This is a genomic window from Haladaptatus sp. QDMS2, from assembly GCF_029338295.1.
Lineage (GTDB): Archaea > Halobacteriota > Halobacteria > Halobacteriales > Halococcaceae > QDMS2.
In genome coordinates, this window is sequence record NZ_CP119791.1 from 2,855,128 (window position 1) to 2,870,537 (window position 15,410).

The following is a 15,410-nucleotide window of genomic DNA, read 5'->3' on the forward strand; positions in this document are numbered from 1 at the left end:
AATCGAGGAACACTCATTACCGTGGACTCGTGACGATTGACCCATGAACGCGGGCACGATTCCGGTGACGATTCTCTCCGGGCCGCTCGGGGCGGGCAAGACGACGCTCCTGAACCACCTCCTGCACAACGCCGGGGACCTCGACATCGCGGTGCTCGTAAACGACATGGGGGAAATCAACGTGGACGCCGGCCTCGTGAGCGACAACTCAGAGCTCTCGGTCGCAGACGGCGGCGTTACCGAACTCTCGAACGGGTGTATCTGCTGTGAACTACAGGACGACCTGAACACGGCCGTCGTCCGCCTCGCCCAGAACCGCGAGTTCGACCACCTCGTCGTCGAGTCGTCGGGTATCAGCGAGCCCGAACCCGTCGCACGGCTGTTCACCACCGAGTCTCGGGCTGCCGCGCTCTACACCGTGGATTCCCTCGTCACCGTCGTTGACTCGCGGCTCTTTTTCGACACCTTCGGCGGCGAGGGCGTCCCAGAGCGCCGCGGCACCGACGACGAGGATACTCATCCGCTCTCCGACCTGCTCGTCGAACAGGTCGAGTTCTCGAATCTCGTCGTCTGCAACAAGACGGACCTCGTGAGCGATGCAGAACTCGCCGCGGTCGAGGAAATGGTCCTCGCGCTGCGCCCGGACGCCGAACTCCGGCGGACGACTCACGGGCAACTCGACCCCCACGACCTGCTCGGACAGGGGCTGTACGACCCACAGACCGCGGCGGAGCAGGCGGGGTGGAAACAGGCACTCGCCGCGGACGAGGATGCAGACCATGGCCACAACCATCGAAACACGCACGCCCACGGCGATGCGGACGAATCTGACGCCCACCACGGCCACAGCCATCCACAGGACGTGTATGGCGTCTCCTCGTTCACGTACCGCGCTCGCCGCCCGTTCCACCCGAAACGTATCGCTGACCTGCTGGCCTCGCTGCCCGCGGGCATCATCCGGTCGAAGGGAACCTGCTGGGTTGCGGGCTGTGGGGACAACATACTGACCTACGGACAGGCAGGTCCTTCCGCGCGATTCGAGGTGACTGGCCCGTGGGTCGCGAGTCTCTCGGAACTCGACCAGGAACTCTATCGGGCCAATCGTCCAAATCTCGACTGGCACGACGAGTGGGGCGACCGCCGCACGGAACTCGTCTTCATCGGGACTGACCTGCAGGAAGACCGACTACGCCAGTCACTGTCAGACTGTCTGCTCACCGACGCGGAGATGGACGCAGACTGGGAGGACTTCGAGAATCCGCTTCCCGCAGAACTGGAGGGTGTCGCGGTCGTCGCCGAACCATAGCCACCCCCAGCGCAGATACGTATGGTTCACCCCGCGTGCCCGCGTGGGGCACCGACCTCAGAGAAAGGGGATGTTCACCAGTACCAACAGGAGCACGACGAGGAGGATGGCGACGAACAGCCGTCGGACCCTGAATTCGACGGGAATCTCCGCCGTGAGGTCGGGGCGGGCGGTCCACACCAGTTGGTGGTAGCAGAGCGCCGCACAGCCGAGAAAGAGGAGCGTCGAGGCGGCCACGGAGACGGCGAGCGAGTACCCGAGCGTCAGTCCGTAAACCGGCCCCGCGGAGAACACGAACAGAAACGAGGTGCAGAGGGCGACCAGAAAGGGTACCGGGTCTACGGAGTCGCCAGACCGCGTTCTGAGGCGCATTGTCGTGCTAGAGATTCGCATGATAAGTACTTAGTCGCTCGGTCACCGAGCACTGCCATGAGTCAGAAGTCACAGGGCGACCCGCGCGTCCTGTTCGTGATGAACGTCGTCCTCTCCGTGCTGTTCGCCAGTCTCGTCGTTTGGGGAGCCTCGCTCATCAGCCTCTGGGCGTTCACGCCCGTGAACGTCGCGCTCGCGACGGGTGTGCTTGTGGTGCTCACGCATTTTGTAGTGATGCGATAACGTGCCTGCCTGAGGCCATATCCGGTAATTTATGGCACTTCGCGTTGCCCGTAATTACAATGACCATCGAGGACCGCGGCGACGCGAAAGTCGTCACGCACGCACTGGCAAAGGACACCCTGTCGAAACTCAGAGACGTGAACACCTCGCAGGTAGCCTTCCGGAAGGGCCTCGTCAAACTCGGCCGCATCTGTGGCTACGAGATTATAGACGGCGTCATGGAGACTGAGTACGTCTCCATCCAGACGCCGATGCAGGAGACGACCGGCGAGCGCGTGAAAGGCCTAGACGATGTGGTCATCATCAACGTCCTTCGCGCCGCGACACCGTTCGTCGAGGGTCTCCTGAAGGCGTTCCCCCGTGCGAAACAGGGCGTCATCAGCGCTGGGCGCGACGAGGAGGCCGGCATGGTCGACGGCGAGTTCCCCATCACCATCGACTACGTCAAACTCCCCGAAATCAAGGAGACGGACACGGTCATCGTCGCCGACCCGATGCTCGCCACCGGTTCGACGATGTGCACCGTCCTCGACCACGTCCTCGAAGACGCCCCCGACCCACAGCACCTCATCGTTCTCTCTGCCGTGAGCGCCCCGCCGGGCCTGCTCCGGGTCGCAGACCAGGTCCCCGAAGCGAATCTCCTCACCGTCGCTATCGACGACTATCTCAATGACGACGGCTACATCATTCCTGGCCTCGGCGACGCCGGCGACCGCGCGTTCCGCACCCAGTAACCGCGCAACTGGTCCATCGTCACCACTGATTTTCCTCCCGTTTCTCTCGAATTCAGCTTGCTGCTCTGCCACCGCCGGAGCCGTCAGCTACAAGTGTCACCTGTTCAATATCACAGACTCGATGAAACGAAATCGGCGTGCATTCCTCAGCGCCGTGGGCGCACTCACGGTCGGTGGGTGCGTCGGTTCCCAACACGACACTCCCTCGGCCGACGCGCCGCCCGCGACTGGGGACTCGGACACGTCAGCCCCTCCACCCTCCACCCAAGAATCGACTCAAAAGACGACGACGGAGCCGGAACCCACGACGACCATCGGTTTCGCCGGCGACACGATGGTCGGTCGCCGGTTGAACAACATCTACGGCGACGACGACGTAGACCCCGCGAGCATCTGGGGTGAGTTCCAGCCCCGGCTTCAATCGGTAGACGGCGTCCTCTGCAACCTGGAGTGCAGTCTCTCGACTCGCGGCGAACGCTACCCTGGCCGCGCCTTCTACTTCCGGGGCGACCCCGAGTGGGCGATTCCAGCCCTCGAAGCCGGCAACGTCCAGTACACGTCGCTCGCGAACAACCACGCGCTGGACTTCGGCGCGACGGCGCTCATGGACACGATAACCCACCTCGACGACGCCGGCATCGCGAACGCGGGCACGGGCGCGAATCCGGAGGCAGCGCGTGAACCGGCCACGCTCACCGTCGGCGAGCTCGACGTCGCCGTCGTCTCGTTTTCGGACGAGTACGACTTCTACGCCGCCACCGACGACCGACCCGGCATCGCCTGGATTTCGCGGGATTACGATTCCGAGGAGACCCGACGGAAGATGCGCGATGCCATCGACCGCGCGAAGGCGACCGACCCGGACCTGCTCGTCTTCTCGATTCACTGGGGCGAAAATTGGATCGAGCGCCCGAGCGAGAAACTCGTCGAACTGGGTCACTGGCTCGTCGACCAGGGCGTGGACGTCGTCCACGGCCACAGCGCCCACGTCGTCCAGGGGATAGAGCAGTACGAAGATGGTATCATCCTCCACGACACGGGCGACCTCGTGGACGATTTCGGCATCAAAGACGACCTCGGGAACGACAAGAGTTTCCTCTTCGAGATGACCTTCGAGGGCGACGAACCGACGAAAATCCGGCTCGTCCCACTCCACATCGACGACGGCGTCCGTCCGCCGACCGACGACGAGGCCGAGTGGCTGAGAGAGACGATGCACGACCGCGCTGAACCGTTCGATACGACCTATGAACGGGCTGGCGATGGTCTCGTGGTCCATCTCTGAGCCGACATCGTAACCGCCGGCTTCACGGCCCTTCACAACCCTCTCATTTCGCCTGGAAACCGACGGTAGAGAGGCCAATCGAGAGCCACTTTCTGCGAACGAAACGCACCACTTTCGGGTACATAGTCATGTATAGTCACGCTGACGGCACCCCACGGTCGCCACTCTGACCCGTCTATTTCGTGTGGAAACACGAATAGGGAAGCCCAATTGGAAACGAAATATCGCTCGCGAAACAGACCTTTCCTGCGTCGTTGGCGATTCGGCTTTCAGCCTATATGCGCTGATTCGGGCACGCTCTGGGACTGAAACGCCGGGTATCGAATCCGATTCGAACTGCGTTCTGTGCCGACTCGACGTCTATATAGTTCAGATACTGGTTGTTCATCAATCAGTAAATATTGCCAGTGAGTGACACCGATTACCATTGTTCCTGATACTATCTCTTCATATATCCGACACAGTACGGGTACCGCACCGTTTCTATAGCGGCTAACATAATTATCCGTCAATCTATAGCGAAGAACAACTAGTCAGCATGATTGAATAAGTTTTTCATGCAGAGTGACCAAGGAGGTGGTATGGTAGACAGTGACCAGACAAAAGGTTCGAACACAAGCCGCCGCACGTTCATGCAGGTGGCTGGTGCAGCAGGACTCGCCGCGCTCGCCGGTTGTACCGGTGGCGATGGCGGGGACGGTGGCAACAACGGGACCGACGGTGGCAACGGTGATGGCGGCGGCGACACCCGTCTCTCGTGGCACGCAGGCGGTACGGGTGGGACGTACTTCCCACTCTCCAACGAGTTCAAGAACATCATCGAGGACAACACCGACTTCACGGTAAACGTCCAGTCCACCGGCGCGTCCGTCGAAAACGTCGGGTCGCTCGCGAACGGCAACGCCGATTTCGCGCTCATCCAGAACGACGTCGCGTTCTTCGCGAAGAACGGGACGGGTATCGACGTCTTCCAGGACAACCCAATCGAAAACCTCCGTGGTGTCGCGACGCTCTACCCGGAGACCATCCACGTCATCACGCAGGCGAACTCCGGTATTAGCGCCCTCGCCGACCTCGAAGGCAAAGTCGTGAACACCGGCGACCTCGGGTCGGGGACGCAGGTCAACGCGCTGACCATCCTCGAAACCGTCGGCATCACGACGGACGACTTCGAAGAGCAGAACACCGGGTTCTCCCAGGCGTCCGACCAACTCAAAAACGGCGACATCGACGCCGCGTTCGTCGTCGGTGGCTGGCCGGTCGGTGCCGTCGCGGACATCGCGACGACCAACGACATCTCGATCGTCCCAATCGACGGCGATACCCGCGCGAGCATCAAGGAAGCCGGTTCCTGGTTCGCAGACGACACCATCCCTGCCGGGACGTACGACGGTATCGACGAAGACACTCCAACCGTCTCCGTGCAGGCGATGATTGCCACGGCAGCGGAGGTCGAAGCCGACACCGTCGAACAGATTACGGCCGCAATCTTCGACAACACCGACGCGCTGACCATCAAGAAGGACTTCATCACCAAAGACACCGCCCAGGACGGCATGTCCATCGAACTCCACGAGGGGGCAGCGGCGTACTTCGGTGCGTAACCGAGGTCGAAACGCCTACGTAAGCACCCGACTATTTATCATTCACAAAGGCTGCAAATGGTAGAGCGCAGGTCGCTCCGTATCGTGGCGGTCGTGTTGGTCCTCTTGGTTCTTCTTTCGGGAGGAGCGGCGGCCGTGCCGGTCGGCACAGAACTCGTCGTCGAGGACGCAGACACCGGGCAGGTGTACTATTCGATTCCCGTCGAGAACGGGACTGCCTTTAGCATCGAGTACACCCACAGTGTCGAGAAAACCCGCGTCCTCGACGCCTACGTCGTCGATGGCGACCGAATCGTCATGACCCACATGGAGTTCGAATCCTATGGGTGGGGACTTCCCGCCCGGGCGGACGTCCGTCAGGAAAATGGCGTGTTCGTCTTCGAACCCGAGTGGGCCGACGATGAACTTTATGTCAAGGCGGGACGAATAGCAGGTCATCGTCTGAATGTCAACAGTCATACGTATGACCTCGTTGCACCGTCTGACGCGAGCTCGGTGAAAATCACAGTCGAGAAACGATCTGCGCTGGCAGTCGCGGTAGATTCCCTGAAACTATGACAGAAAATCCAACCCCCGGAACTGCGACGCCTCCGGATGACGACGACGTCATCTCGGAAGAAGAGCAGCAGGAACTCCTGCAGAAGCTCGAACGGCGTCGCACCGTCAGAGGCACAGCAGCGATACTCGTATCGGCCGTGGCCATCCTCTTTTCCGCATTCCAGATGTGGATTGCCGCACGCGGATTCGCGTTCGCCATCCCACTCCCCTTCGTCGGTGAAATCAACCTCGGAGCACTCCAATTGCTCACGGTGAACGCCGTCCACGTGACGTTCGCTCTCGTGCTGGCGTTCTTGCTATTCCCGCCGTCGACAGGCGAGGGATTCCTCTCGAATCGATTTGCCAAGATAGAACGCGCCGTCATTCGCTCGTCGGGTGACGGCAGTCCGCTCGCCCGTGTCGTCTCTCGCACTGGTGGTTTCTTCCACTGGTTTGCGGTAGACGACACGCGCGACCGAATCACTCCTCTCGACCTCCTGATGATTATCTTCGCACTGCTGGCAGGTCTTTACCACCTGACGCAGTTCGACGAAATCCGTCGAATGCGCGCACTCGGCCTCAATTCTGGTCGAACCATCGGTGACGTGCTTCCCTTCCTCGAAGGCCCTGCGCAGGCACTCGGCGCGATTGGGATTCCGTTCGACTCGATGTCCATCGCGTTCATCCTCGGTGTCATCGGCGTCCTGCTCGTTTTAGACGCGACTCGACGGGCACTCGGCATTTACTTGATGCTCATCGTATCCGCGTTCATCGTCTACGCCCGCTTCGGGTTCCTCATCCCGCAGAACGCAGAGCTCATCGGTATCCTGTCTATCGAGCAACTCGGCTGGGACGTCATCATCCAGAACCTCTGGTACAACACCGAAAACGGTGTGTTCGGGATTCCAGTCACCGTCTCTGTGCAGTTCATCTACATCTTCATCCTGTTTGGGGCGTTCCTCGAGATGTCCGGGGCGGGCCAGTGGTTCATCGACCTCGCGTACTCCGCAACTGGGACGCGAAAAGGTGGCCCTGCGAAGGCGTCCATCCTGGCGTCCGGGTTCATGGGAACCATCAGCGGGTCGTCGATTGCAAACACGGTGACGACCGGTGCGTTCACCATCCCGCTGATGAAGCGCTCCGGGTATCGTTCTGAATTCGCCGGTGCAGTCGAAGCGTCCGCGTCCTCCGGCGGCCAGATTCTCCCGCCGGTCATGGGTGCGGCGGCGTTCCTCATCGTCGAGTACACGCTGACGCCGTTCGCGGACGTCATCGTTGCCGCCGCCATCCCGGCTATCGTGTTCTTCTTCGGCGTCTGGGTGATGGTCCACCTCGAAGCCTCGCGCGTGGACATCGGTGGCTTAGACCCATCCGAAATCGTGAACACCCGAAAGCACATGGGACGTGGCTGGTTCTACCTCGTGCCGCTCGCACTGTTGCTCTACTACCTCATCATCGCGCGCCTCTCCGTGGCCCGCTCTGCGTGGTTCACGCTCGTCGCTATCATGGCGCTCGTCGCGTTTATCGCGGCGTACAACGAAAAGACGCGCATCCCGCTCATCGGCGTGATTCTCGCGCTCTTCGTCGCCGAATTCGCGGCGTACTTCGTCGCAGGCGTCGGCGTCACGTCCGCCATCACCGGCGCGGGTAGCGCCGGACTGCCAGCAACCGAGGCGTTCTCGGCCGCCGCCGGCGTCCTCGGCTGGATTATCATGGGCGTGAGCATCGCCACGTTACTCCTCCGCCCGCGCAACGAATCGCCGTTGCTCAACTACGACGACGAAATCGACGAAACTGCAGAACGCACCGCAGCGGGTCTCGGCCGGCCGTCGCTTGCGACCAATCAGGTGTACCGCTTCGGAACGTTCGTCCTCCGGTCGATGGACTCCGGGGCACGCACGGCGACGACCGTGGTCATCGCCGTCGCCGCTGCGGGTATCATCCCCGGCGTCATCAGCGCGACCGGTCTCGGACCGAACCTGACGCGCCTCATCCTGACCGTCGCCGGGAGTTCGCTCGTCTTGCTGTTGTTGCTCACCGCCGTCTCTTCGATTATCCTGGGGATGGGGATGCCGACCACCGTCACCTACATCATTCTGGTGTCGATGCTCGGGCCGGCAATCGCCGAATTCGGGATTCCGATTCTGGCAGCCCACCTGTTCATCCTCTACTTCGGCGTCATCGCGGACATCACGCCACCGGTGGCCGTGGCCGCGTACGCCGCATCCGGGATTGCAAAGTCCGACCAGTTCGAGACGGGTGTCCAAGCCTTCTCGCTCTCGCTGAACAAGGCCATCGTGCCGTTCGCGTTCGTCCTCACGCCAGGTATCCTGCTCATTCGCGGGGTCGGCACGGGTGAGGATGTTCGCGTCATCAACGCCGCGGACGTGCTCGACGTTGGCTGGTTCATCCCTGAAGTCGTCTTGCCGATTCTCGCCGTATTCGTCGGCGTCGTCGGTCTCGGCGCGACGGTCATCGGCTACCTCTACACCGACGTGAGCCGGATGAACCGCGGCTTGTTCGCCATCTCTGCGCTGTTACTCATGGCACCGGGAATGGTCACGGACATCGCCAACACACTGGCTGGCACGGGCGAACTCGAAACGGTACAACTCGCCCTCCGTGGCGTTGGTCTCGCATTGTTCGTCCTGCTCGTCGTCGCGAACCGCCGCGCTGCTGGTCCTCGCGCCGAGGGCACTGGGACGGTTGCCGACACCGACACGACGGCATAATCTCACTCCTCGATTTTTGCTCGCCCGCTCGTCGCACTTCGAATTCTGTCCTTGAGCGACGCCGACTGCGCGACGGGAATGCGGACCGAGAAAGAGACGTCAGCGTCGTAGGATGCGTCGAACTCCGCGCCGGTCGATTCGATGATGCCGCGCACGGTGCCCGAGTCGTCGTACTCGACGGTGACCGACACCTGTTCGTGTGGCACCTCTTCGACGATACCCGCAGCCGCAACAGCCTCCTTCGCAGCCTTCGAGTAGGCGCGAACGAGGCCACCGACGCCGAGGTTCGTCCCGCCGTAGTACCGCGTAATCACGACGGCGACGTTTTCGAGTTCCTCGTGAGTGAGCACCGACAGGGCAGGTTTACCCGCAGAGTTCGACGGTTCGCCGTCGTCGCTCGACCACTCGCGCAGCGGGTCGGCCCGCACGCGGTATGCGGGGACATTGTGCGTGGCGTCTGCGAACTCCTGCGAAATCTCGTCGATGAACTGCTCCGCCGCCTCGACGGAGGTCACGGGCAGGGCGTGGCCGATGAATTCGGACCCTCGCACGGTGAAGCGCGCCTCGCCGCGGCCGCGAATCGTTCGGTAGGGGTCCGGTGTCATTACTCGAAGGTTCGAGAGCCGCGCCTAAACAGGTTACGAGCGCCGAGAGAAACGAGGGCAGGGGCGCGCCCTCTTCGGGAGAGAATGTGGTTCGATGAGTGCCTCTGACTGCGACGGTGGGAAATGGGCGTAACGCCGCTACATCTCAGTCCGTCGCCATGTGAACCTTCACGGGGCCGCTAATCAATCCATCGACCGAAAGTACGATACGTTGACAGCTAGCCGTCGTGTACTGTCATTTGGTTACGTCGATGTCCTTGCCGATGCGGACGATGGCCTCCAGGTCGAAGCCACCGTCTTGGAGATTTTCGACCGCACCCTGATTTCGGTCCACGACCACGATGAGACGGGAGATGGTTGCGCCGAGGTCGTTTTCGACGAACTGTGCGGTCTCTAAGATGGTGCCGCCGGTCGTCGTCACGTCTTCGAGCAGGGCCACCTTGTCGCCCTCATCGATGGTACCTTCGACGCGGGTATCCGTGCCGTAGCCCTTCGCCTCCTTGCGGATGAACGCCCCGCGGATGCCCGTCTTCATCGTCACGGCGGCGACGAGCGGAACCGCACCCAGTTCCGGTCCCGCAATCACGTCGATGTCGCTGCCTTCGAGTCGCGCTGCGATTTCCTCGGCGATGGCTTCGAGCACCTTCGGCTGGGTCTCGAAGACGTACTTGTCCACGTAGTACGACGAGGTTTCGCCGCTCGCGAGTTCGAACTCTCCGTACTTCACGGCGCCACACTCCTCGATGAGCGAAGCAATGTCAGCCATTGGCCAATCGACTGCGAGAGGCGGCAAAAACGTTGTCTATTCCAGTTCGATTTTTCGGACGAACGGCAGGCGCCGAATCTCGTTTATCAAGTCCCCCGGTAACTCGTCGTCCATGATGATGTAGAGGCGCGGTTCGTCGGTGAACTCGGGGTCCTCGCTGATGGTCTGGCGAATCGAGATGCCGTTGTCCGCGAGGAGGCCCGTGACCTTCGCGACGATGCCCGGTTCGTCAGCGTCAGCGACTTCGACGGTCAGCACGGTCAAATCGAGCACCGGCGCGAGGTCGCGCAGACTCGGAATCGCCGAGATGTTCTGGAAGATGCGCTTTAACTCCTCGTCCGCGAGAATCGCGTCCGTCGTCGCGTCCACGACACGCCGGTCCACGTCGATTTCGCGGGCGATGCCCGTATTCGGAATCTCGATGCCGCCCGACACCACGCGTCCCTGTTCGTTCACCGAAAAGCCGCGTTCGAGCAGGAGGCGGATGACGGCCTGCTGGCTCGGGCTTCCCTCGAACTTCTGCATGATTTCGTCGAACATTCAGAGCGCTCCCTTCGTGCTCGGGGTGTCCGTCCGGCGCTCGTCGATTCGGGTGGCGTCGTCGAGACTCCGGGCGAGACACTTGAACAGCGCCTCCACTTCGTGGTGGGCGTTGTCGCCCTTGACGCTCGCGTGGAGCGTGAGGCCGGCGTTCATCGCGAGCGACATGGCAAAGTGCTCTGCCATGTGACTCGTGAAGTCACCGATGTGGTCCTGCGAGAAGTCGCCCTCGAACTCGAAGTACGGGCGTCCGGAGATGTCCACGACGACCGAGGCGACGGCCTCGTCCAGTGGCACTTTGCGGTCGGCGTAGCGGACGATTCCGCGCTTGTCCCCGAGTGCCTCCGTGAAGGCCTCTCCGAGGGTGATGGCCACGTCCTCGACCGTGTGGTGGTCGTCGATTTCTACGTCCCCGTCACAGCGCACCGTCAGGTCGAACAGGCCGTGGGTGGCGAATGCGTCGAGCATGTGGTCGAAAAAGCCGATGCCCGTGTCCACGACGGACTCGCCCTCGCCGTCTACGTCGAGGATGACTTCGATGTCCGTCTCGGCCGTCTCGCGGGTCACGGCCGCCGAGCGCTCACTCATAGGATATGAGAGAGGGGCCACCTACATGGTGGTTCCGCTTGTGGGAATTTAGTCGAGGGCCGCCTGCGCTTCTTCGAGCGAGAATCGCCCCTCGTACAGCGCACTCCCGACCACGACGGCGTCAGCACCCCCATCGCGCAGGGCCACGACGTCCTCGATGGTCGCCACGCCCCCACTCGCCACAATCGGAATCTCGACTGCTTCCGCAAGCCGTTTCACCGGCTCTGTCTGCACGCCCTCAAGCCGCCCTTCTACGTCCACGTCAGTAAAGAGAATCGCGCCAGCACCCAACTCCTCGTAGCGTTTGGCCGCCTCCGCGGGGTCGAGGCCCGTGCCCTCGGTCCATCCCGACACCACGACTTCGCCGCCTTTCGCGTCGAGCGAGACCATCACGCTGCCCGGATAGCGTTCGCTAATCTCCTCGACAATCTCCGGGTTCTCGATGGCCGCCGTCCCGAGAATCACCCGATTGACGCCCCGCGAGAGCAGGTCGAAGGCGTCTTCTGCGGTGCGAATCCCGCCGCCCAGTTGCACGTCCACGTCCACGGCGTCGAGGATGGCTTCCACGGCGTTCGCGTTCTGCCGTTCGCCCTCGAACGCGCCGTCTAAGTCCACGAGGTGGAGCGTCGTCGCGCCCGCCGCAATCCACTTCTGGGCTGCCTCTACCGGGTCGCCATAGGTCTTTTCGGTGCCGCGCTCGCCGCCGACGAGTTGGACGACTTGCCCGTCTTGCATATCGACCGCCGGAATCACCCGAAACTCGGGAAATGCGCTCATTGCCCGCAGTTGGTGGCGACTTCGCCTAAAGGACTCGGCTTCGGCAGGTACTGCTCAGTCGATTGGCTCGTCGGGTTCGACGAGCAGCAGCGGGTTGCCGTAGAGGTCCTCGATGACTGCTTCCAGCCCGAACCGGCGCTCGACCGGTCGCTGGCGGATTGTCACGTTGCCCTTCGCGAGTCGCTCGACCGTGCCCCGGCAGTCGTGGACGGTGTAGGCCCACGGCGTGCCGTTCCCGATTTGTTGGCGCATTCGCGCGGCCGTCTCCGGCCCGTGAAAGTTGTCGTTCGGTTGTTCGAGTGCGATTGCGACCTCCTGCTGTGCCCATGGTGTGACCGTCACCCAGCGGACGCCCGGTGCGACTTCCACGTCCTCGCGCGGGACGAACCCGAGCGTGTTAGTGTAGAAGTCGAGCGCGTCGTCCTGGTCTTCGACGTAGACCGTGACGAACGCGAGCCGTTCTATCATGCGAGCGCTAGCGACTTCGCCGATATAGATGCGTTGGCCGATTCGGAGGCCGACACCGTTTAACCGACTCGTCCCGTGGTTCGGGACGTGTTCAGCGCGCTGCTCATCGTCGGCTTGCTCGTCGCCGCCTTCGTCGGATTCAACATCGGGGGCTCCTCTACGGGCGTGGCCTTCGGCCCGGCCGTCGGCAGCCGCGTCGTCTCGAAACTCGCCGCCGCCGGGCTGATGACGGGCTTTGCCCTGCTCGGGGGCTGGACCGTCGGGCGCAACGTCGTGGAGACGATGGGCGGGCAAATCGTCCCCCAGGACTACTTCACCCTCGCTGCGAGCGTCGCCATCTTGTTCTTCATCGGCCTCGCGCTCCTCATCTCGAACCTCTTTGGCGTGCCCGCTTCCACCTCGATGACCGCCGTCGGAGCTATCGCCGGCCTCGGCGTCGCCACCGGAAGCATCGACTGGGCGGTGATGGGCCGCATCGTGAGTTGGTGGCTCGTCTCCCCCATCCTCGCTTTCTGGGTGTGTGCGGTCATCGGCCGCTACCTCTACCCGTATCTCGACCACTGGTTCGCCTTAGACCGCAGTGACGGGGCGTTCATCGAACTCGACCGCTCCGGTACGTTCCCCTGGCCCCGCCTCGGCGAGAACGTGAGCAGGCGAAATCTCATCGGCGGTCTGCTCGTCATCGCCATCGGCTGTTACATGGCCTTCTCTGCGGGCGCGTCGAACGTCGCGAACGCCATCGCGCCGCTGTACGGCAATGGCGCTATCACGATGAATCAGGGCATCCTGCTCGCGGGCGCGGCCATCGGTCTCGGTGCGTTCACCATCGCCCGGCGCACCCTCGACACGGTCGGCAACGACCTCACGGACCTCCCGATTCTCGCCGCGCTCATCGTCGAAGTCGTGAGCGCGAGTCTCATCACCGGCCTCTCGTATCTCGGCATTCCGGCCAGTCTGGCCGTGAGCGCGACGATGTGCATCATCGGCCTCGGCTGGGGGCGAGCGACCCGGACGGTGACGATTTCGAAGGTGGCGAGTGCGGCGGTTCGCGGCACGTCGAAGACGCCTACCGCCGAGGACGGCGGCGTCTCGGTGAACGCCCTCGCGGCGCGTCGTGAACGCCGTTCGGTTCCACGAATCGGAGAGGAACAACCCGGCGAAATCTCCGCGAGCGAGCTGTTCGACCCCCAGGCGACGGGGAAGGTGATGATGCTCTGGCTGTTGACGCCGACGCTCGCTGGCGTCGCCTCTTACCTGCTGTTCCGGTTCGCGCCGTTCGTCTGAGGCGAACGTTCCCGATTTTTGATGACCGCCGAAACAGCAAGGTCTAACAAGCAGGCCACCCAACCGAGGCTTGATGCCCACGGTAGAATACCTCAATTACGAAGTACTGGACGACCAGGGCTGGGACATTGACGACGACGATCTCTTCGAGAACGCCGCAGACGCCGGTCTCGACGCAGAGGACTACGGCACCCTCGACGTAAACGAAGGCGAGTACGTCCTCGAGGCTGCTGAGGCCCAGGGCTACGACTGGCCATTCTCGTGCCGCGCTGGTGCCTGTGCAAACTGCGCAGCAATCATCATGGAAGGCGAAATCGAGATGGACATGCAGCAGATTCTCTCCGACGAAGAAGTCGAAGAGAAAGGCGTCCGCCTGACCTGCATCGGCAGCCCAGCTGCTGACGACATCAAAATCGTCTACAACGCAAAGCACCTCGACTACCTGCAGAACCGCGTCATTTAAACGCCCCTCTGCAACCTTTTCGCGACGCTGCTGCCGTGAGCGCCAGCTACCCCACCTCGCTGACCGGAACTGCTAACTCGTTTCAGTGAGCGTTTCCTGTCAGTGTTTGCTTCGACTCCAGACCTCCTGCGACTTCTCATCATCCCGATTCTCGGGTGGGCGGCGTGGCGCGACATCAAGACGCGCCGGGTGCCAAACGAGACGTGGATTCCGCTCGCGATTCTCGCGGTCTCGCTGTTCGCGTGGGACGCCTCCGTCGCTTACACGGCCAGCGAATTCGCCCGCCAACTGTTCACGATTCGGGCCGGACTCAGCGTCGGCATCGTCATCCCACTCAGCTACCTGTTCTGGCGCATTGGCGGCTTTGGCGGCGCGGACGCGAAGGCGCTGTTCGTTATCGCCGTGTTGTTCCCGACGTTCCCCGTCTACCGCATCGCCGACACCGTACTCCCGTCCGTCTGGACGCCACTCGGCGTGTTCTCGCTCACGATTCTCACGAACGCCGTCCTCATCGGTATCGCCTACCCAGTCGTCCTGACGCTCAGCAACGCCCTCTCCGGGGACATCTCGAAGGTGATGTTCGTCGGCAAGCGCATCACTTGGGACGAGGTCACGCGCTCGTACGGTCGCATTCTCGAAACCTCGTCGGGATTCACCCGCGGTGGCCTCGACATCGACGCCCTTCGGATGTACCTGCGCTATCGCGGCCTCACCCTCGAAGAACTCAGAGCGAACCCGAACGCCTTCCGCGACCCGGCGACGCTCCCCGCGGAACCGAATCATCCGGGTGACGGCGCGCTCGCAGACGGCGGTGTCGAACTCGAACAGTCGCCGAAACCCGACCCGGCAGACCCCGCCGCCGCCGACCCCTGGGGCGCACAGGCCTTCCTCGACGACATCGACCACTGGGCGTATGGAACCACGCCACAGCAACTCCGCGAAGGGCTCGACTTGCTCGTCACCGCAGAGAACGTCTGGATTTCGCCTGGCATCCCGTTCATCGTCCCGCTGTTCGTCGGCCTGCTCGTCGCGCTCTCCTACGGCGACGTGCTGTTCGCCATCCTCGAAGCGATTGGCCTCGCGTGAAAAGACTCAAAGCCACCTCC

17 protein-coding genes are annotated in these 15,410 nt (G+C 62.5%); 10 read left to right on the forward strand and 7 right to left on the reverse strand.

Going from position 1 to position 15,410, the window contains the following annotated elements; genetic code table 11:
- Window positions 1-43 precede the first annotated feature (43 nt).
- Complete coding sequence (locus tag P1M51_RS15520) at window positions 44-1,306, forward strand: GTP-binding protein (protein WP_276246075.1); 1,263 nt, start codon at window positions 44-46, stop codon at window positions 1,304-1,306.
- A 57-nt stretch (window positions 1,307-1,363) separates the two neighbouring features.
- On the opposite strand, the gene P1M51_RS15525 is transcribed toward P1M51_RS15520, so the two are convergent.
- On the reverse strand, window positions 1,364-1,678 hold the full coding sequence (locus tag P1M51_RS15525; protein ID WP_276246076.1) for a hypothetical protein: 315 nt from the start codon (window positions 1,676-1,678) through the stop codon (window positions 1,364-1,366).
- A 57-nt stretch (window positions 1,679-1,735) separates the two neighbouring features.
- Here P1M51_RS15525 and P1M51_RS15530 point away from each other — a divergent pair, with 57 nt between their 5' ends.
- The 6 genes from P1M51_RS15530 (at window position 1,736) to P1M51_RS15555 (ending at window position 8,813) form a co-directional block, all read left to right on the forward strand.
- Window positions 1,736-1,921, forward strand: coding sequence for a hypothetical protein (locus P1M51_RS15530; RefSeq protein WP_276246077.1), 186 nt, complete (start codon window positions 1,736-1,738; stop codon window positions 1,919-1,921).
- Window positions 1,922-1,980: 59 nt separating this feature from the next.
- A complete protein-coding gene (upp, locus tag P1M51_RS15535) occupies window positions 1,981-2,655 on the forward strand; it encodes a uracil phosphoribosyltransferase (RefSeq protein WP_276246078.1) in 675 nt (224 codons plus the stop codon).
- 121 nt (window positions 2,656-2,776) lie between these two features.
- Window positions 2,777-3,940, forward strand: coding sequence for a CapA family protein (locus P1M51_RS15540; RefSeq protein ID WP_276274683.1), 1,164 nt, complete (start codon window positions 2,777-2,779; stop codon window positions 3,938-3,940).
- A gap of 581 nt (window positions 3,941-4,521) precedes the next feature.
- On the forward strand, window positions 4,522-5,544 hold the full coding sequence (locus P1M51_RS15545; protein WP_276246080.1) for a TAXI family TRAP transporter solute-binding subunit: 1,023 nt from the start codon (window positions 4,522-4,524) through the stop codon (window positions 5,542-5,544).
- A 57-nt stretch (window positions 5,545-5,601) separates the two neighbouring features.
- A complete protein-coding gene (locus P1M51_RS15550; RefSeq protein ID WP_277504936.1) occupies window positions 5,602-6,102 on the forward strand; it encodes a DUF1850 domain-containing protein in 501 nt (166 codons plus the stop codon).
- Window positions 6,099-8,813 (forward strand): TRAP transporter fused permease subunit, encoded by a 2,715-nt coding sequence (locus tag P1M51_RS15555; RefSeq protein WP_276246082.1) that lies wholly within the window; start codon window positions 6,099-6,101, stop codon window positions 8,811-8,813. Before P1M51_RS15550 ends, P1M51_RS15555 begins: the two co-directional genes overlap by 4 nt.
- 2 nt (window positions 8,814-8,815) lie before the next feature.
- Here the strand turns inward: P1M51_RS15555 and P1M51_RS15560 are convergent, their stop codons facing one another.
- From P1M51_RS15560 to P1M51_RS15585, 6 genes are all read right to left on the reverse strand, one after another.
- Window positions 8,816-9,418, reverse strand: coding sequence for a YigZ family protein (locus tag P1M51_RS15560; RefSeq protein ID WP_276246083.1), 603 nt, complete (start codon window positions 9,416-9,418; stop codon window positions 8,816-8,818).
- Window positions 9,419-9,653: 235 nt separating this feature from the next.
- Entirely contained in the window at window positions 9,654-10,184 is a 531-nt protein-coding gene (pyrE, locus tag P1M51_RS15565) for an orotate phosphoribosyltransferase (protein WP_276246084.1), read from the reverse strand.
- Window positions 10,185-10,220: 36 nt separating this feature from the next.
- Entirely contained in the window at window positions 10,221-10,724 is a 504-nt protein-coding gene (locus tag P1M51_RS15570) for an ACT domain-containing protein (RefSeq protein ID WP_276246085.1), read from the reverse strand.
- Complete coding sequence (gene hisB / locus P1M51_RS15575) at window positions 10,725-11,312, reverse strand: imidazoleglycerol-phosphate dehydratase HisB (protein ID WP_276246086.1); 588 nt, start codon at window positions 11,310-11,312, stop codon at window positions 10,725-10,727.
- Between the two features lie 48 nt (window positions 11,313-11,360).
- Window positions 11,361-12,089 carry a 1-(5-phosphoribosyl)-5-[(5-phosphoribosylamino)methylideneamino]imidazole-4-carboxamide isomerase gene (hisA, locus tag P1M51_RS15580; RefSeq protein WP_276246087.1) on the reverse strand — a complete coding sequence of 243 codons (729 nt, stop codon included), beginning with the start codon at window positions 12,087-12,089 and terminating at the stop codon, window positions 11,361-11,363.
- A gap of 54 nt (window positions 12,090-12,143) precedes the next feature.
- A complete protein-coding gene (locus P1M51_RS15585; protein ID WP_276246088.1) occupies window positions 12,144-12,557 on the reverse strand; it encodes a VOC family protein in 414 nt (137 codons plus the stop codon).
- 87 nt (window positions 12,558-12,644) lie between these two features.
- On the opposite strand from P1M51_RS15585, the gene P1M51_RS15590 reads away from it, so the two are divergent.
- From P1M51_RS15590 to P1M51_RS15600, 3 genes are all read left to right on the forward strand, one after another.
- Window positions 12,645-13,841 (forward strand): inorganic phosphate transporter, encoded by a 1,197-nt coding sequence (locus P1M51_RS15590; protein ID WP_276246089.1) that lies wholly within the window; start codon window positions 12,645-12,647, stop codon window positions 13,839-13,841.
- 73 nt (window positions 13,842-13,914) lie between these two features.
- A complete protein-coding gene (fer, locus tag P1M51_RS15595) occupies window positions 13,915-14,304 on the forward strand; it encodes a ferredoxin Fer (RefSeq protein ID WP_276246090.1) in 390 nt (129 codons plus the stop codon).
- 102 nt (window positions 14,305-14,406) lie between these two features.
- The gene (locus P1M51_RS15600) at window positions 14,407-15,390 is read left to right on the forward strand and encodes an A24 family peptidase (protein ID WP_276246091.1); all 984 of its coding nucleotides are present in this window, start codon (window positions 14,407-14,409) and stop codon (window positions 15,388-15,390) included.
- Window positions 15,391-15,410: the final 20 nt, after the last annotated feature.